Raw genomic sequence first — 18,140 nt, forward strand, 5'->3', positions numbered from 1 at the left:
GATCGGCAGAGGTACATACTGTGGAAGCACACCTTCACGAATGGCTGAACCTGAGCATTCGCTGGGTTCACATGATCACCGGCGTGGCCTGGATCGGTGCATCGTTCTACTTCGTCTGGCTGGAAAACAACCTGAACCGGAGCAATCCGCGTGACGGGCTGTCGGGTGACCTTTGGGCCATCCACGGCGGTGGTATCTACCACCTTGAGAAGTACAAGCTGGCGCCGCCGAAAATGCCCGAGAACCTGCACTGGTTCAAATGGGAAGCCTACTTCACCTGGATGTCCGGTATCGCCCTGCTGTGCGTGGTGTTCTACTGGAACCCGACCCTGTACCTGCTGGCCCCTGGCAGCACCCTGAGCGGTGCCGAGGGCGTGGCCATCGGTATCGGTTCGCTGGTGGCCGGCTGGTTCATCTACGACCTGCTCTGCGATTCGCCACTGGGCAAACGCCCGGCACTGCTTGGCGCCGTGCTGTTCGTACTGATCATCGCCGCCTGCTGGGGCTTCAGCCTGGTGTTCAGCGGCCGTGGCGCGTACCTGCACACTGGCGCGATCATCGGCACCATCATGGTCGGTAACGTGTTCCGCATCATCATGCCGGCCCAGCGCCAGCTGGTGGCAGCGATCGAGAACAACACCACCCCCGACCCGCGCCTGCCGGCCAAAGGCCTGCTGCGTTCGCGTCACAACAACTACTTCACCTTGCCGGTGCTGTTCATCATGATCAGCAACCACTTCCCGAGCACCTACGGTAGCCAGTACAACTGGCTGATCCTGGCCGGCATTGCCGTAGCCGCGGTACTGATCCGCCACTACTTCAACACCCGCCACGACAGCAGCAAGTACGCCTGGACCCTGCCGGCCGGCGCCCTGGCGATGATCTGCCTGGCTTACGTCACCGGCCCGAAACCGATGGCTGTTGCCCCTGAGCAGGCCGCAGCGAAGGTCGAGTACCAGCCACTGCCAGCGACGGCAGTAGGTGGCAAGACCGCTGCCGAACAGCGCGCCGAGGACGCTGCCAAGGCGGCCCAAGCGCCTGCCGCACCGGCTCAAGCCCCAGCCCAGGCGACTGCGCAGGCCGGTGGCGGCGCCTTCGACAAGATCCACACCGTCATCCAGGAACGCTGCACAGTGTGCCACTCGTCGAAACCGACCAGCCCGCTGTTCAGCACCGCCCCTGGCGGCGTGGTGTTCGACACCCCGCAGCAGATCCAGGCCCAGGCCGCGCGCATTCAGGCGCAAGCGGTCGCCAGCCAGATCATGCCGCTGGGCAACATCACCCAGATGACCGTCGAGGAGCGCAAGCTCGTCGGTGACTGGATCGCCAAAGGCGCCCAGGTCAACTGATCGAAGCCGCACGCTTCAAGCTTCAAGCTGTAAGTCCCAAGTAACAAGCAAGCATCGAGCGTCAGGCTCCAACGCGGATCACCAAGCTTCTTCCTGAAGCTTGCCGCTTGGAGCTTGCCGCTTGGATCCGAGAATAAAAACAAAACTCGAGGTGCTGCATGTCCGAGTCACGCAAGGCGTACATTCCTGTGGCGCCACCGCGCGAACCTCTGCCCCTGTTCCAACTGATCCTGGTCGGCCTGCAACACGTTCTGCTGATGTACGGAGGCGCGATTGCCGTGCCTTTGATCATCGGCCAGGCAGCCGGATTGTCCCGTGAAGAAGTCGCTTTCCTGATCAACGCCGACCTGCTGGTCGCAGGCGTAGCCACCATCATCCAGTCGTTCGGTATCGGCCCGGTAGGGATCCGCATGCCGGTGATGATGGGCGCCAGTTTCGCTGCCGTCGGCAGCATGGTGGCCATGGCCGGCATGCCTGGCGTAGGCCTGCAGGGGATCTTCGGTGCAACCATCGCCGCCGGGTTCTTCGGCATGCTCATCGCGCCGTTCATGTCCAAGGTCGTACGCTTCTTCCCGCCGCTGGTCACAGGTACCGTGATCACCTCGATCGGCCTCTCGCTGTTCCCGGTCGCAGTCAACTGGGCCGGTGGCGGCCATGAGGCAGAAGCCTTCGGCTCGCCGATCTACCTGATGGTGGCAGGCCTGGTGCTGGCCGTGATCCTGTTGATCAACCGCTTCATGCGTGGCTTCTGGGTCAACGTGTCGGTGCTGGTAGGCATGGGCCTGGGTTACATCCTGGCCGGTTCCATCGGCATGGTCGACCTGTCCGGCCTGAGCCAGGCACCGTGGCTGCAAGTGGTGACGCCACTGCACTTCGGCATGCCGACCTTCAGCCTGGCACCGATCCTGTCGATGTGCCTGGTGGTGGTGATCATCTTCGTCGAGTCCACGGGCATGTTCCTCGCCCTGGGCAAGGTGACCGATCGCGAAGTCACCCCAGGGATGCTGCGCCGGGGCCTGCTGTGCGATGCCGGCGCGTCGTTCATCGCCGGGTTCTTCAACACCTTCACCCACTCCTCGTTCGCCCAGAACATCGGCCTGGTGCAGATGACCGGGGTACGCTGCCGCTATGTCACCGTGGTGGCAGGCGCGCTGCTGATCCTGCTCAGCCTGCTGCCCAAGGCGGCTTACCTGATCGCCTCGATTCCGCCTGCAGTGCTGGGTGGTGCGTCCATTGCCATGTTCGGCATGGTCACCGCCACCGGGATCAAGATCCTTCAGGAGGCAGACATCGGCGACCGCCGCAACCAGCTGCTGGTTGCGGTCAGCGTCGGCTTCGGCCTGATCCCGGTGGTCCGCCCGGAGTTCTTCGCACAGATGCCGCAGTGGATGGAACCCATCACCCACAGCGGTATCGCCATGGCCACGGTCAGTGCCTTGGTGCTGAACGTGCTGTTCAACATCCTCGGTGGTGCCGACCGCGCGGCGCACAACGACGCCTGTCACCAGCATTGAGCCAAGCGGGGCGGCGCCGTGCGTCGCCCCTGCTCTTGTCCGTTGTAACTGCCACACCGTCGGCCCGCCGGAATGGGCCGCCCGGGGCGCCTGCGCGCCAAAAAATCCGCCAACAAAAACAATAAGTCCGGGAATCACAACATGAAGCGCATCGCATCAACCCTGTTGCTGGGCAGCAGCCTGCTGGCCACCCTCCCCTCGCATGCAGGCGAATGGCTGCTGTGGCACGGCGAAAGCCTGACCTATCTGTATGGCAAGGACTTCAAGGTCAACCCAGACATTCAGCAGACCATCACGTTCGAGCACGCCAACAAATGGAAGTACGGCGACACCTTCCTGTTCGTCGACAAGATCTTCTACAACGGCAAGCCCGATGCCAGCAAAGGCGTGACCACCTACTACGGTGAGTTCAGCCCGCGACTGTCGTTCGGCAAGATCTTCGACCAGAAGCTCGCCTTCGGCCCGATCAAGGACGTGCTGCTGGCAATGACCTACGAGCGTGGCGAAGGCGACAACGAGGCCTACCTGATCGGCCCCGGTTTCGACCTGAACATTCCCGGCTTCAACTATTTCACCCTCAATTTCTACCTGCGCAACACCGAAGGCGGCCGCCCTGGCGACGACGTCTGGCAGATCACCCCCGGTTGGTCGTACACCATTCCCGTGGGCAGGTCGGACATTCTGATCGACGGCTACATGGACTGGGTGCCCGACAACGACCAGAACAGCCGCGGCACCTATCACGCCAACCTGCACTTCAACCCGCAGGTCAAATACGACCTGGGCAAAGCGCTCAACCTGGGCGCCAAACAGCTGTATGTAGGCTTTGAGTACAGCTACTGGAAGGACAAGTACGGCATCGACAGCCGCGGCAATCTGGAGAGTAACCAGAGTGTCGCCAGCGCCCTGATAAAGGTACATTTCTGAAAACCTGATCAAACGCCCAAGTTTGATACACGCTGCTCCAGGACGGAGCACTTGAGGCCAGGCGCGCAAGCCAGTAATCTGCGCGCCCCCTCGAACAGGGCAGGATGGATCCTGCCCGCGTTTACTGACCGCTCAGTCAATGAATTCGGGCGGTTGGCCAACGCGTTGCCAGCCGGAAATACCCATTTTCAGCCGTTCAGAACGAGTCGAGCAGGAAGGTTGTAGCCAATCCGGAAAGTTGGCGCAGCTCTTGCCAAACAACTGTGGCCAATCGAAAAAAGCTGACTCAAAAGACAAAAAAAGCGCCAATACCGAGCGCTGACAACAGACCAATCAAGGGAGCGACACTCGCAATGCGTACCATCAATAGCCTGATTCTCGCGGGCGGCCTGCTGGCCTGCGGCACCACCTACGCCGATGACCTGCTGCAGTGGCAGAACAACAGCCTGACCTACCTGTGGGGCAAGAACTTCAAGGTCAACCCGGCGATCCAGCAAACCGTCACCTTCGAGCACGCCGATGGCTGGAAGTACGGCGACAACTTCGTCTTCGTCGACAAGATCTTCTACAACGGCAAGAAGGACTCGGGTAACGGCGACAACACCTACTACGGTGAAATCAGCCCGCGCCTGTCGTTCGGCAAGATCTTCGACCAGAAGCTGGCATTCGGCCCGGTCAAGGACGTGCTGCTGGCAATGACCTATGAGTTTGGCGAGGGTGATACCGAGTCCTACCTGATCGGCCCTGGCTTCGACCTGGACATCCCGGGCTTCGACTACTTCCAGCTGAACTTCTACCAGCGCACCACCGACGGCAGCCGGGCCGGTGACAACGTCTGGCAGATCACCCCGGTATGGTCGTACACCATCCCTGTGGGCTCCTCCGACATCCTCATCGACGGCTTCATGGACTGGGTGGTCGACAACGACGAGAACCGCCGCGGTACCTATCAGGCCAACCTGCACTTCAACCCGCAGGTCAAATATGACCTGGGCAAGGCGTTGCACCTGGGCGAGAAGCAGCTGTATGTGGGCTTTGAGTACGACTACTGGAAGAACAAGTACGGCATCAAGGATTCCGACGGGTTCACCACCGACCAGAACACTGCAAGCTTCCTGGTCAAGGTTCACTTCTGATCCAGGGGGGCTGCTGTGCAGCCCTTTCGCGACACAAGGCCGCTCCAATCGCCGAGCGGCCTTGTGTCGCGAAGGGCCGCAAGGCGGCCCAATTCACCATCATCGAGCCGGGCGCAGCACTCGCCACAACTTGCCAAATCCGCTGACCACCGCCAACACCACGGCCCCCGCAACAATCCCCACCCCACCATTGAGCAACGCGCCAGTAAGCGCCCCGCCCCGCCCTTCACTGAACGCCTCGATGGCGTGATGCAGCGGCGCAACACCGTGTACCAGAATCCCGCCACCGACCAGGAACATCGCCGCAGTCCCGATCACCGACAGGCTTTTCATCATGTAGGGCGCCGCCCGCAGAATGCCGTTGCCCACCACCTGGGCCGCTTTCGAGGCTTTCTGAGTCATCCACAAGCCCAGGTCATCGAGCTTGACGATACCGCCCACCAACCCATAGACACCCACGGTCATGACGATCGCAATGCCCGACAGCACGATGATCTGCTGAGTCAGCGGCGCATCGGCCACAGTGCCCAAGGTGATGGCGATGATTTCTGCCGAGAGGATGAAGTCGGTGCGCACCGCCCCCTTGATCTTGGTCTTCTCAAAGGCCACCAGGTCGACGTTCGCATCGGCAACGGCTTCGCTGCGCGCACTGTGCTCGGCAGCATCCTCCTCCTTGCTGTGCAAGAACTTGTGCGCCAGCTTTTCGAAGCCTTCGAAACACAGGTACGCGCCACCGATCATCAGCAGCGGCGTCACCGCCCATGGGATGAACGCGCTGATCAGCAGCGCCGCCGGCACCAGGATCGCCTTGTTGACGAACGAGCCCTTGGCCACCGCCCACACCACCGGGATCTCGCGCTCGGCGCGCACACCGGTGACCTGCTGGGCGTTGAGTGCCAGGTCGTCGCCCAGCACACCTGCGGTTTTCTTCGCCGCCACCTTGGTCATCAACGAGACATCGTCGAGTACCGTGGCAATGTCGTCGATCAGTACCAGTAAACTGCTTCCTGCCATGTCTGCCTGTTTCCCGTGAAATGAATGGGCCGGAGTCTAGCCCAAAGTCGCTGCCTTGAGCGCCCCTCGAGCCCGGTGCTACCATGCCCGATCCCTCTTAGAGGTGGCCAGACACGAGGAAGATCCCTGACCATGAGCACCATTCGCGAGCGCAACAAGGAACTGATCCTGCGCGCGGCCAGCGAGGAATTCGCCGACAAGGGCTTCGCCGCCACCAAGACCAGCGATATCGCGGCCAAGGCCGGCCTGCCCAAGCCGAACGTGTATTACTACTTCAAGTCCAAGGACAACCTCTACCGCGAGGTCCTGGAGAGCATCATCGCGCCGATCATGCAGGCGTCCACGCCGTTCAATGCCGACGGCGACCCCAAGGAAGTGCTGAGTGCCTACATCCGCTCGAAGATCCGCATTTCGCGCGACCTGCCGCATGCCTCGAAGGTGTTCGCCAGCGAGATCATGCACGGTGCGCCGCACCTTTCGCCCAACCAGGTGGAACAGCTCAACGAGCAGGCCCGCCACAACATCGAGTGCATCGAGCGCTGGATCGAGCGCGGGCAGATTGCCAAGGTCGACGCGCACCACCTGATGTTCAGCATCTGGGCGGCGACTCAGACCTATGCCGATTTCGATTGGCAGATTTCGGTGATCACCGGCAAGGCCAAGCTGGCCGACAGTGATTACGAAGCAGCAGCCGAGACCATCATTCGGCTGGTGCTCAAAGGCTGTGAGCCCGAGGCGGCCTGACAAGGCCAGTGGGGCTGCTCTGCAGCCCTGTCGCGACACAAGGCCGCTGTAGGAGCGGCCTCGTGTCGCGATAGGGCCGCAACGCGGCCCCGGCAATTTAAAGCCTTACGCAGCTACACCCGCATCCGCCGTCAACCCCGCCTCTTCGATCGCACTGATCGCACACTGCTCGTCGATATCCGACGTATCGCCGCTGATCCCTACGGCACCCAGCACCTTGCCGTCCTGATCGCGGATCAGCACGCCACCTGGCGCCGGCACCACCGGCCGCTCACCCACACCATTCAACGCGGCAAAAAACGCCGGCCGCTGCTGCGCATCCAGCGCCAGCAAGCGCGAGCCCTTGCCCAGGGCAATCGCGCCCCAGGCCTTGCCCGTGGCCACCTCAGGGCGAATCAGGCTGGCGCCATCTTCGCGCTGCAGGGCCAGCACATGCCCACCGGCATCCAGCACCACCACCGTCAACGGCGCAGCATTGATCTTGCGGCCCGCCGCCAGCGCCGCGTTCACCAGGCTGACAGCGACTTTCAGGTTCAAAGCGTTCATGGAAAGGTCCTCTTCTTGTTGTGAGAAGCCCGAGGGCAGTTGAAAATCGATCACTCAAATAGAACACAACTGCAACCACTTTTGTATACAATAAATTGAAACGATCGTATGCGATGACGCAAATCGCCGTTTTCATGGGCGCTCGGACGAAAGCAACCTCCCCCGATGAAAACCCATTGACCTGAACCGCCAGCCGTGAATACACTCTGGCACAAAGCAAGTTGTATACAATTACAAAATCGATGAGGCACAACCCATGAGCAAAATGAGAGCAATCGATGCAGCCGTTCTGGTCATGCGCCGTGAAGGTGTAGATACCGCGTTCGGCATCCCAGGGGCTGCCATCAACCCGTTGTACTCGGCCCTGAAAAAAGTCGGTGGCATCGATCACGTCCTCGCTCGTCACGTTGAAGGCGCCTCGCACATGGCCGAGGGTTACACCCGCGCCAACCCAGGCAACATCGGCGTGTGCATCGGCACCTCCGGCCCCGCCGGCACCGACATGGTCACCGGCCTGTACAGCGCATCGGCCGACTCCATCCCGATTCTCTGCATCACCGGCCAGGCGCCACGTGCCCGTCTGCACAAAGAAGACTTCCAGGCTGTCGACATCACCAGCATCGTCAAGCCCGTCACCAAGTGGGCGACCACCGTTCTGGAACCCGGCCAAGTGCCTTATGCCTTCCAGAAAGCCTTCTACGAAATGCGTACCGGCCGCCCAGGCCCTGTGCTGATCGACCTGCCGTTCGACGTGCAGATGGCCGAAATCGAATTCGACATCGACGCCTACGAGCCGCTGGCCGTCAACAAGCCGTCCGCCACTCGCGTACAGGCTGAAAAAGCCCTGGCCCTGCTCAACGACGCCGAGCGCCCGCTGCTGGTGGCCGGTGGCGGCATCATCAACGCCGACGCCAGCGACAAGCTGGTGGAGTTCGCCGAACTGACCGGCGTGCCCGTGATCCCTACCCTGATGGGCTGGGGCACCATCCCGGACGACCACGCCCAGATGGTCGGCATGGTCGGCCTGCAGACCTCGCACCGCTACGGCAACGCCACCCTGCTCAAGTCCGACCTGGTGTTCGGTATCGGTAACCGTTGGGCCAACCGCCACACCGGTTCCGTTGACGTTTACACCGAAGGCCGCAAGTTCGTTCACGTCGACATCGAGCCCACCCAGATCGGCCGCGTGTTCACCCCGGACCTGGGTATCGTTTCCGACGCAGGCCTGGCGCTGGACGTGTTCATCGAAGTGGCCCGCGAGTGGAAAGCCGCCGGCAAGCTGCAGTGCCGCAAGGCCTGGCTGGAAGACTGCCAGCAGCGTAAATCGAGCCTGCAGCGCAAGACTCACTTCGACAACGTGCCGGTCAAGCCGCAGCGCGTTTACGAAGAGATGAACCAGGTGTTCGGCAAGGACACCTGCTACGTCAGCACCATTGGCCTGTCGCAGATTGCCGGTGCACAGTTCCTGCACGTGTACAAGCCACGTCACTGGATCAACTGTGGCCAGGCCGGCCCGCTCGGCTGGACCATCCCGGCGGCACTGGGTGTGGTCAAGGCCGACCCGAAACGCAAGGTTGTGGCACTGTCGGGTGACTACGACTTCCAGTTCATGATCGAAGAGCTGGCCGTGGGCGCGCAGTTCAACCTGCCGTACGTACACGTGCTGGTGAACAACGCCTACCTGGGCTTGATCCGTCAGGCGCAGCGTGGCTTCGACATGGATTACTGTGTACAACTGGCGTTCGAGAACATCAACTCCACCGACGCCGCCACCTACGGTGTCGATCACGTCGCCGTGGTCGAAGGCCTGGGCTGCAAAGCCATCCGTGTCTTCGAGCCAGGTGAGATCGCCCCGGCCCTGCTCAAGGCACAGAAGATGGCCGAAGAGTTCCGAGTACCGGTCGTGGTGGAAGTGATTCTGGAGCGTGTGACCAACATTTCCATGGGCACCGAGATCAACGCGGTCAACGAGTTCGAAGACCTGGCGCTGGTCGGCAACGACGCGCCAACCGCCATCTCGATGCTGGACTGATCGCCTGACGCCCCCGTGCTGCGCCCTAACTGGGGGCGCCGGGGGCCTTCATCGCAAGGAGACACATCATGCCTCGCTTCGCTGCCAACCTGTCCATGCTGTTCACCGAACAGGACTTCCTGGCCCGCTTCAAGGCTGCCGCCGATGCTGGTTTCAGCGGCGTCGAATACCTCTTCCCGTACGACTTCAGCGCTGCCGAAATCAAGCAGCAGCTCGACGCCCACGGCCTGACCCAGGTGCTGTTCAACCTGCCGGCCGGTGATTGGGGCAAAGGTGAGCGCGGAATCGCCTGCCATCCCGACCGCGTCGAAGAATTCCGCGCCGGTGTCGACAAGGCCATCGAATACGCCAAGGTGCTGGGCAACACCCAGGTCAACTGCCTGGCCGGCATTCGCCCGCAAGGCCTGCAGTGCGCCGACGTGCGCAAGACTTTCGTCGACAACCTGAAGTACGCCGCCGACAAGCTCAAAGCCGCTGGCATTCGCCTGGTCATGGAAATGATCAACACCCGCGACATCCCAGGCTTCTACCTGAACACCACCCGGCAGGCCCTGGAAATCCAGGCCGAAGTGGGCAGCGACAACCTGTTCCTGCAGTACGACATCTACCACATGCAGATCATGGAAGGTGACCTGGCTCGCACCATGGAAGCCAACCTGAAACTGATCAACCACATCCAGCTGGCCGACAACCCGGGCCGTAACGAACCGGGTACCGGCGAAATCAACTACCGCTTCCTGTTCGAACATCTGGACCGCATCGGTTACCAGGGTTGGGTAGGCGCGGAGTACAAGCCGCTGACTACCACCGAAGCAGGCCTGGGCTGGCTGAAGACACACAACGCAATCTAAGAACGCTCGCAGAACCTGCTGTAGGAGCGGCCTTGTGTCGCGAAGGGCTGCAAAGCAGCCCCGGCAGATTGCCTGCGCAACTGAGATCGAGGGGCCGCTGCGCGCCCCTTCGCGACACAAGGCCGCCCCTACAGGGGGCCGAGTCGCCTGCTCACATAAATATAAAAGAGGTAATTTCTCATGGCTAAAATCGGTTTCCTCGGCACCGGCATCATGGGCAAGCCCATGGCTCAGAACCTGCAAAAAGCAGGTCACAGCATTTTCGTTTCCACCCACCACGAGGCCGCACCGGCTGACCTGATCGCCGCTGGCGCAGTGGCGCTGGCCAACCCGAAAGAGGTTGCCCAGGAAGCCGAGTTCATCATCGTCATGGTGCCGGACACCCCGCAGGTCGAAAGCGTACTGTTCGACCAGAACGGTGTCGCCGAAGGCGTGGGCCCGAACAAGGTGGTGATCGACATGAGCTCGATCTCGCCGACCGCCACCAAGGCCTTTGCCGAGAAGATCAAGGCCACCGGTGCCGCCTACCTCGACGCACCAGTGTCCGGTGGTGAAGTCGGTGCCAAGGCCGCGACCCTGAGCATCATGGTCGGTGGCTGCCCGAACGCCTTCGAACGCGCCCTGCCGCTGTTCGAAGCCATGGGCAAGAACATCACACGCGTCGGCGGCAACGGTGACGGCCAGACGGCCAAGGTCGCCAACCAGATCATCGTCGCCCTGAACATCCAGGCCGTCAGCGAAGCTCTGCTGTTCGCGGCCAAGAACGGTGCAGACCCTGCCAAGGTGCGCGAAGCGCTGATGGGCGGCTTCGCCTCCTCGAAGATCCTCGAAGTGCATGCCGAGCGCATGATCAAAGGTACCTTCGACCCAGGCTTCCGCATCAACCTGCACCAGAAAGACCTGAACCTGGCCCTGCAAGGCGCCAAGGAGCTGGGCATCAACCTGCCCAACACCTCCAACGCCCAGCAAGTGTTCAGCACCTGCGTGGCACTGGGCGGCGGCAACTGGGACCACTCGGCGCTGATCAAAGGCCTGGAGCACATGGCCAACTTCTCGATCCGCGGCGAGAAATAAGCTTCAAGCTGTAAGCCTCAAGCGGCAAGTAAAAGCAGGTCTGCTTTTACTTGCGGCTTGTAGCTTGAAGCTTGCAGCTCTGGGGACCGCCCCTGGTTCGGCCTGCACGGAGGCAGTTCCAGGGGCGTTTTCGATTCTGCAGAACAACAATAATTGGGAGCCTGCCATGTCGGTCGATCCGCAAAAACTTCTCCGCGACCTGTTCGACACAGCCATCGCTGCCGCCCACCCCCGTCAAGTCCTCGAACCCTACCTGCCCGCCGACCGTAGCGGCCGGGTCATCGTCATCGGCGCCGGCAAAGCCGCAGCGGCCATGGCCGAAGTGGTCGAGAAGAGCTGGCAGGGTGAAGTGTCCGGGCTGGTGGTCACACGTTACGGTCATGGCGCCAACTGCCAGAAGATCGAAGTGGTCGAAGCCGCCCACCCGGTCCCCGACGCCGCTGGCCTGGCCGTGGCCAAACGTGTGCTGGAACTGGTCAGCGACCTGAACGAAGACGACCGCGTCATCTTCCTGCTCTCTGGCGGTGGTTCGGCCCTGCTGGCGCTGCCAGCCGAAGGCCTGACCCTGGCCGACAAGCAACAGATCAACAAGGCGCTGCTCAAATCCGGTGCCACCATCGGCGAGATGAACTGCGTGCGCAAGCACCTCTCGGCGATCAAGGGCGGCCGCCTGGCCAAAGCCTGCTGGCCCGCCACTGTCTACACCTATGCCATTTCCGATGTGCCCGGCGACCTGGCTACGGTCATCGCCTCCGGCCCCACCGTGGCCGACCCGAGCACCTCGGCCGATGCCCTGGCGATCCTCAAGCGCTACAACATCGAAGCGCCCAAGGCCGTCATCGACTGGCTCAACAACCCCGCCTCGGAAACCGTCAAGGCCGATGACCCGGCCCTGGCCCGCAGCCACTTCCAGCTGATCGCCAAGCCCCAGCAATCGCTTGAAGCCGCTGCAGTGCAAGCCCGCCAGGCCGGCTTCAGCCCGCTGATCCTCGGCGACCTGGAAGGTGAATCGCGCGAAGTGGCCAAGGTGCATGCCGGTATCACCCGGCAAATCGTCCAGCACGGGCAGCCGCTCAAAGCACCTTGCGTGATCCTTTCTGGCGGCGAAACCACTGTCACCGTACGCGGCAATGGCCGTGGCGGGCGCAATGCGGAGTTTTTGCTCAGCCTCACCGAAAGCCTGAAGGGCCTGCCGGGCGTGTACGCCCTGGCTGGTGATACCGACGGCATCGACGGCTCGGAAGAAAACGCCGGCGCCGTCATGACGCCAGCCAGCTTCGCCCGCGCCGAGACACTGGGCCTGTCGGCCAGTGACGAGCTGGACAACAACAACGGCTACGGCTATTTCGCCGCACTCGATGCGCTGATCGTCACTGAGCCGACCCGCACCAACGTCAACGACTTCCGCGCCATCCTGATCCTTGAGACTGCACAATCATGACGCCTGATAAAAAAGTCAAAATCCTCGCAACGCTTGGCCCTGCGATCAATGGCATCGACGATATCCGCCAGCTGGTAGAAGCCGGGGTGAACATCTTCCGCCTCAACTTCAGCCATGGCGAACACGCCGACCACGCCCTGCGCTACCAGTGGATCCGCGAGGTCGAGCAGCAACTGAACTACCCACTGGGCATCCTCATGGACTTGCAGGGCCCCAAGCTGCGCGTTGGCCGCTTTGCCGAAGGCAAGGTGCAACTGCAGCGCGGCCAGGGGCTGCGCCTGGACCTGGACAAGGCCCCGGGTGACAGCCGCCGGGTCAACCTGCCGCACCCGGAGATCATCGCCGCGCTGGAGCCCGGCATGGACCTGCTGCTGGACGACGGTAAGCTGCGCCTGCGGGTGACCGCCAAGCACAGCGATGCCATCGACACCGAAGTGCTGGCCGGTGGCGAGCTGTCCGACCGCAAGGGGGTCAACGTGCCGCAAGCGGTGCTTGACCTCTCCCCACTCACCGAAAAGGACCGCCGCGACCTGGCCTTCGGCCTGGAACTGGGCGTGGACTGGGTGGCGCTGTCGTTCGTGCAACGCCCCGAAGACATCCTTGAGGCCCGCCAGCTGATCGGCGACCGTGCCTACCTGATGGCCAAGATCGAGAAACCGTCGGCCGTCGAGCAGCTGCAGGCGATTGCCGAACTGTCCGATGCAATCATGGTGGCGCGTGGCGACCTGGGTGTGGAAGTGCCGGCCGAGAGCGTGCCGCAGATCCAGAAACGCATCATCGGCACCTGCCGCCAGCTGGGTAAACCGGTGGTGGTGGCCACGCAGATGCTCGAATCCATGCGTTTCTCGCCCGCCCCGACCCGCGCCGAAGTCACCGACGTCGCCAATGCCGTGGCCGAAGGTGCCGATGCGGTGATGCTGTCGGCCGAGACCGCCTCGGGTGACTACCCACTGGAAGCCGTGCAGATGATGAGCAAGATCATCCGCCAGGTGGAGAACGGCCCGGATTACCAGGCCCAGCTCGACGTTGGCCGGCCCAAAGCTGAAGCCACCGTGTCGGACGCCATCAGCTGCGCGATCCGTCGCATCAGCGGCATCCTGCCGGTGGCGGTGCTGGTCAACTACAGCGAGTCGGGGGCTTCGACCCTGCGCGCAGCACGCGAGCGGCCACGGGCGCCGATCCTCAACCTGACGCCGAACCTGGTCACCGCCCGCCGCCTGAGCGTGACCTGGGGCGTGCACTCGGTGGTCAATGACCGTTTGCGCCAGGTAGATGAGGTGGTCTCCACCGCACTGGAAATTGCCCAGGCCCAAGGCATGGCCAGCCGTGGTGATACGTTGCTGATCACTGCCGGTGTGCCGTTCGGCAAGCCAGGCTCGACCAACAGCCTGCGGATCGAGACCTTGGTCTGAGATTGCCGGGGGCGCTTTGCGCCCCTTTCGCGACGCAAGGCCGCTCCTACCGGCGAACGCGAAACCCTGTAGGAGCGGCCTTGCGTCGCGAAAGGAGGGCAAAGCCCTCCCCTTGCACCCCAACAACAGACACGCGGAAAACCGAGGCCCAAAGAGGCCCACCGCTCTTCCATCAACCTTACCGACTGCCCATGTACACCAAAAATTTCGTCAACCCGTGCCCCGACTGGGCCACGGCGCTACTCAACGGCTTCAGCCAGGTGCTGCTGCTGCGCAGCCCCCTGTGCGGCCTGTGCTGCCTGCTGGCCATCCTGCTGACCGCCCCCGACCTGGTCGGCGGCGCCCTGCTCGGCGCCCTCGCCGGCCTGCTCACCGCACAGCGCCGCGGCTATGACCGCGCCGACCGCCAGGCCGGGCTTTACTGTTATAACGGCGTGCTGATCGGCATCCTGATCTGCGCGGTACTGCCCTGGTCGGCAATCATGCCGCCGCTGATCATCGCTGCCGGTGGGCTGTCCAGCATCATTACCCACCAGTGGCGCAAGCGCGGGGGCAAACTGCTGATCGCCTACACCGCCCCTTTCGTGCTGCTGGGTTGGGGCACACTGCTGTTCGCCAGCCCCTCACCCAGCGGCTTCGTCGAAGCCGACCCGCTGTATGCTCTGGCGCGGGGCGTAGGCCAGATTTTCCTGCTCGACCAGCCATTGGCCGGGTTGCTGATCATCTTAGGCATGTTCATCGCCAACCCCTATGCCGCGATGTGGGCGGTGATCGGCTCGGCCATCGGTGGCAGCGTAGCCTTGTTTGCCGAAGCGCAATCTGCCTGGCTGGGTCTGCACGGCTTCAACGCGGCACTGGCGGCGCTGGCCTTCAGCAGGCAGGGTGAAAAGCCTTGGGTGACCCTGCTGGCGATTGCCCTGGCTCTACTGCTGCAACCGCTGTTCAAGCTGCTACCGGTGCCCGGCCTGACCGCCCCGTTCGTCGCCGCCTGCTGGCTGATGCACTTGGGCAGCTACCTGGCCCAGCCCAGGCAGCGCAATGCCAGGCGCTTGCACAGCTGAAACGCAACCCCTAGGCTCAGCCCATCGCTTTTGTGGAACGAGCCCATGAACAACCCTGCGAGCCTGCGCGAACGGCTCTACGTCATCGTATTCCAGACCGACACCGTCGCCGGCCGGCGCTTCGACAAGACCCTCCTGCTGATCATCCTGGCCAGCCTGGTCACGGTGATCCTCGACAGCATCGACGAGATTCACCAGAACTACGCAGGCCTGTTGGCCGGTATCGAATGGGGCTTCACCGCGATCTTCCTGGCCGAGTACATCACTCGCCTTTACTGCTCGCCCAAGCCCATGCGCTACGCCTTCAGCTTCTACGGCCTGGTCGACCTGCTGGCGATCGTGCCGGGGATCATCGCCCTGTACTACAGCGACGCGCAGTACCTGCTGATCATCCGGGTGATCCGCATGCTGCGGATTTTCCGTGTGCTCAAGCTCGGCCAGTACCTGAACCAAGCGAATTACCTGATGGCGGCACTGCGTGGCAGCAAGCAGAAGATCATCGTGTTTCTGCTCAGCGTGTCGACCCTGGTCACTGTGTTCGGCACCTTGATGTATGTGATCGAGGGCCCCGAGCACGGCTTTACCAGCATCCCCAAAGGCATCTACTGGGCCATTGTCACGCTCACGACCGTGGGCTTTGGCGATATCGTGCCGAAAACACCGCTGGGCCAGGTGCTGTCCTCACTGGTGATGATCACCGGTTATTCGATCATTGCCGTGCCCACAGGGATTTTCACCGCCGAACTGGCCAATGCCATGCGCGCCGAACAGTTGCAGCACGACTGCCCAAGGTGCAGCAAAAAGGCCCATGAACACGGCGCTGCATTTTGCTCGCGCTGCGGTAACCTGCTGTTCCCGAAAACAGAATAAGCAAAGAGCCATTTGGTCTTTAGTCGTTCAATAACGAAACGCTATAGTCGCGCATAAGTTACCAAACACTCCGGAACAAGGACGCGTCGTGAAAAAACTCTTCACTGCTTCGCTGCTGGCCGCCGGCCTGGCGTGCGGCACCCTCGCTCAGGCCGCTCCGACCCTGCTCAACGTTTCCTACGACGTGATGCGCGACTTCTACAAGGATTACAACCCAGCGTTCCAGAAACACTGGGAAGCCGAGCACGACGAGAAGGTCAACGTGCAGATGTCCTTCGGCGGTTCGAGCAAACAGGCACGTGCAGTGATCGATGGCCTGCCAGCCGATGTCATCACCATGAACATGGCCACCGACATCAATGCGCTGGCCGATATCGGCAAGCAGGTGCCAGACAATTGGGTTACACGCCTGCCCAACAACAGCGCCCCGTTCACCTCGGCCACTGTGTTCATCGTGCGCAAGGGCAACCCCAAGGCACTCAAAGACTGGCCTGACCTGCTCAAGAATGGTGTACAGGTCATCGTGCCCAACCCCAAGACGTCAGGTAACGGGCGCTATACCTACCTGTCGGCCTGGGGTTATGTGCTCAAGCAGGGCGGTGACGAGAACAAGGCCAAGGACTTCGTCGGCAAGCTGTTCAAACAGGCACCGGTACTCGATACCGGTGGCCGCGCCGCGACCACGACCTTCATGACCAACCAGATCGGCGATGTGCTGGTGACCTTCGAGAACGAAGCCGAAATGATCGCCCGCGAATTCGGCCGCGACCAGTTCGAAGTGGTCTACCCGAGCGTGTCGGCCGAAGCCGAACCACCGGTGAGTGTGGTCGACAAAGTGATAGCGAAGAAGGGTACCCAGGCCGTGGCCGAGGAATACCTCAAGTACCTGTGGTCGCCGGCAGCCCAGGAAATCGCCGCACAGAACTACCTGCGTCCGCGTGATGCAACCGTACTGGCCAAGTACACCGACCGCTTCCCGAAGGTCGACTTCCTGTCGGTGGAGAAAACCTTCGGTGACTGGCGCACCGTGCAGAAGACCCACTTCAACGATGGTGGGGTGTTCGACCAGATCTATACCGGTCAGTAATTGAGTTCTACCTTCACTTGTGCGCCACCATTGCGCCCAAGTGAAGGTTCCCCAGCATCAGGCTGGTGATTTACTGCGGAATACCAAGGCCTTCAAGCCCCCCGCCGGATCGGCATCCGGAAACTCCGGCGGGTTATCCAGACGCTCGACGAAAGCCAACGCCGGGGCCTGCTCAGCCATGCCCTCGATCAGAAACTCCGGCCCGATCGCCGGATCATTCACGCACGCCAGCACAGTCCCACCCTCGGTCAGCAACTCTGGCAAGCGCCGCAAGATCTTCGCGTAATCCTGGGTCAGCACGAAACTGCCTTTCTGGAAGGTGGGCGGGTCGATGATGATCAAATCGTAGGGTCCGTAATTGCGCACCTTGCCCCACGACTTGAACAGTTCATGCCCCAGGTACGCCACCCGCGATGCATCGTGGCCATTGAGGCGATGGTTGTCTCTGCCACGGGACAGCGCCGACTTGGCCATGTCCAGGTTCACCACCTGCTCGGCGCCCCCGGCAATCGCTGCCACCGAGAAGCCGCAGGTGTAGGCGAACAGGTTCAGCACGCGCTTGCCCGCCGCCTGCTCACGCACCCAGCGTCGGCCGTAGCGCATGTCGAGAAACAGGCCGTTGTTCTGCCGCACGCCCAGGTCGAGCAGATAGGTCAGGCCATCTTCGACCACCTCGCGCTGCTGGCACGGCTCGCCCCACAACCACTGGCCCGGGCTGTCCGGCAGGTAACGGTGCTGGATGAGGATCGCTTGGCCGGCCCACTGTGGACGCTCGGCGAAGTTGCGCAGCATGGCCTCCAGTTCTGCCAGCTGGCCTTCGGGTGGCTCACGGAACAACGCTACCGACAGCACGCCCTGCAGCCAGTCGACGGTGACCTGCTCCAGCCCCGGCCAGCAACGGCCGCGACCATGGAACAGGCGGCGGGTTTCCTGCGGGGCGGGGTCGAGGGCGGTGAGCAGATGCTGTTCGAGGGTGTGGATCGGCGAAGTCATGGCGGGTCGCAAGCAGATAAAAGGGAGCATTCTACCCCGCGAGGCCGCTGCGCGCCCTATCGCCGGCTTGTTCGGCGATAGGTCATTCA

At 62.2% G+C, this 18,140-nt stretch carries 16 protein-coding genes; 13 read left to right on the forward strand and 3 right to left on the reverse strand.

Features of this window, described 5'->3' with window-relative positions; all coding sequences use genetic code 11:
- Positions 1-20 precede the first annotated feature (20 nt).
- The 4 genes from ACEWE8_RS15915 (at position 21) to ACEWE8_RS15930 (ending at position 4,926) form a co-directional block, all read left to right on the forward strand.
- On the forward strand, positions 21-1,349 hold the full coding sequence (locus ACEWE8_RS15915) for a urate hydroxylase PuuD (protein WP_046785311.1): 1,329 nt from the start codon (positions 21-23) through the stop codon (positions 1,347-1,349).
- Positions 1,350-1,507: 158 nt separating this feature from the next.
- The gene (locus ACEWE8_RS15920; RefSeq protein ID WP_039601600.1) at positions 1,508-2,863 is read left to right on the forward strand and encodes a nucleobase:cation symporter-2 family protein; all 1,356 of its coding nucleotides are present in this window, start codon (positions 1,508-1,510) and stop codon (positions 2,861-2,863) included.
- Between the two features lie 141 nt (positions 2,864-3,004).
- Positions 3,005-3,790: an outer membrane protein OmpK gene (locus ACEWE8_RS15925; RefSeq protein WP_012315449.1), complete on the forward strand. Its 786-nt coding sequence runs from the start codon at positions 3,005-3,007 to the stop codon at positions 3,788-3,790.
- A gap of 353 nt (positions 3,791-4,143) precedes the next feature.
- On the forward strand, positions 4,144-4,926 hold the full coding sequence (locus ACEWE8_RS15930; RefSeq protein WP_039601601.1) for an outer membrane protein OmpK: 783 nt from the start codon (positions 4,144-4,146) through the stop codon (positions 4,924-4,926).
- 99 nt (positions 4,927-5,025) lie between these two features.
- Here ACEWE8_RS15930 and ACEWE8_RS15935 read toward each other — a convergent pair whose 3' ends face one another.
- A complete protein-coding gene (locus ACEWE8_RS15935; protein WP_046785312.1) occupies positions 5,026-5,940 on the reverse strand; it encodes a DUF808 domain-containing protein in 915 nt (304 codons plus the stop codon).
- A gap of 132 nt (positions 5,941-6,072) precedes the next feature.
- Between ACEWE8_RS15935 and ACEWE8_RS15940 the strand changes: the two genes are divergently transcribed.
- Positions 6,073-6,684, forward strand: a complete 612-nt coding sequence (locus tag ACEWE8_RS15940) for a TetR/AcrR family transcriptional regulator (protein ID WP_039604598.1) — start codon at positions 6,073-6,075, stop codon at positions 6,682-6,684.
- Between the two features lie 105 nt (positions 6,685-6,789).
- On the opposite strand, the gene ACEWE8_RS15945 is transcribed toward ACEWE8_RS15940, so the two are convergent.
- Positions 6,790-7,230: a heme-binding protein gene (locus tag ACEWE8_RS15945; RefSeq protein ID WP_012315453.1), complete on the reverse strand. Its 441-nt coding sequence runs from the start codon at positions 7,228-7,230 to the stop codon at positions 6,790-6,792.
- A 256-nt stretch (positions 7,231-7,486) separates the two neighbouring features.
- On the opposite strand from ACEWE8_RS15945, the gene gcl reads away from it, so the two are divergent.
- The 8 genes from gcl to ACEWE8_RS15985 all read left to right on the forward strand — a co-directional run bounded on the left by gcl (position 7,487) and on the right by ACEWE8_RS15985 (position 17,058).
- Positions 7,487-9,262 carry a glyoxylate carboligase gene (gene gcl / locus ACEWE8_RS15950; RefSeq protein ID WP_046785313.1) on the forward strand — a complete coding sequence of 592 codons (1,776 nt, stop codon included), beginning with the start codon at positions 7,487-7,489 and terminating at the stop codon, positions 9,260-9,262.
- Between the two features lie 68 nt (positions 9,263-9,330).
- Complete coding sequence (gene hyi, locus ACEWE8_RS15955) at positions 9,331-10,113, forward strand: hydroxypyruvate isomerase (protein ID WP_046785314.1); 783 nt, start codon at positions 9,331-9,333, stop codon at positions 10,111-10,113.
- 180 nt (positions 10,114-10,293) lie between these two features.
- The gene (locus tag ACEWE8_RS15960) at positions 10,294-11,187 is read left to right on the forward strand and encodes a 2-hydroxy-3-oxopropionate reductase (RefSeq protein WP_039603965.1); all 894 of its coding nucleotides are present in this window, start codon (positions 10,294-10,296) and stop codon (positions 11,185-11,187) included.
- Positions 11,188-11,353: 166 nt separating this feature from the next.
- Positions 11,354-12,628: a glycerate kinase gene (locus ACEWE8_RS15965; RefSeq protein ID WP_395589326.1), complete on the forward strand. Its 1,275-nt coding sequence runs from the start codon at positions 11,354-11,356 to the stop codon at positions 12,626-12,628.
- Positions 12,625-14,040, forward strand: a complete 1,416-nt coding sequence (pyk, locus tag ACEWE8_RS15970; RefSeq protein ID WP_046785316.1) for a pyruvate kinase — start codon at positions 12,625-12,627, stop codon at positions 14,038-14,040. Before ACEWE8_RS15965 ends, pyk begins: the two co-directional genes overlap by 4 nt.
- Positions 14,041-14,231: 191 nt before the next feature.
- Positions 14,232-15,101: an urea transporter gene (locus ACEWE8_RS15975; protein WP_046785317.1), complete on the forward strand. Its 870-nt coding sequence runs from the start codon at positions 14,232-14,234 to the stop codon at positions 15,099-15,101.
- Between the two features lie 45 nt (positions 15,102-15,146).
- The gene (locus ACEWE8_RS15980) at positions 15,147-15,971 is read left to right on the forward strand and encodes an ion transporter (RefSeq protein WP_046785318.1); all 825 of its coding nucleotides are present in this window, start codon (positions 15,147-15,149) and stop codon (positions 15,969-15,971) included.
- Positions 15,972-16,059: 88 nt separating this feature from the next.
- Positions 16,060-17,058 (forward strand): sulfate ABC transporter substrate-binding protein, encoded by a 999-nt coding sequence (locus tag ACEWE8_RS15985; RefSeq protein ID WP_395589327.1) that lies wholly within the window; start codon positions 16,060-16,062, stop codon positions 17,056-17,058.
- 57 nt (positions 17,059-17,115) lie between these two features.
- Here the strand turns inward: ACEWE8_RS15985 and ACEWE8_RS15990 are convergent, their stop codons facing one another.
- Complete coding sequence (locus ACEWE8_RS15990; RefSeq protein ID WP_144415444.1) at positions 17,116-18,051, reverse strand: class I SAM-dependent methyltransferase; 936 nt, start codon at positions 18,049-18,051, stop codon at positions 17,116-17,118.
- Positions 18,052-18,140: the final 89 nt, after the last annotated feature.

The sequence above is a fragment of the Pseudomonas sp. TR47 genome, from assembly GCF_044143025.1.
GTDB lineage: Bacteria > Pseudomonadota > Gammaproteobacteria > Pseudomonadales > Pseudomonadaceae > Aquipseudomonas > Aquipseudomonas putida_E.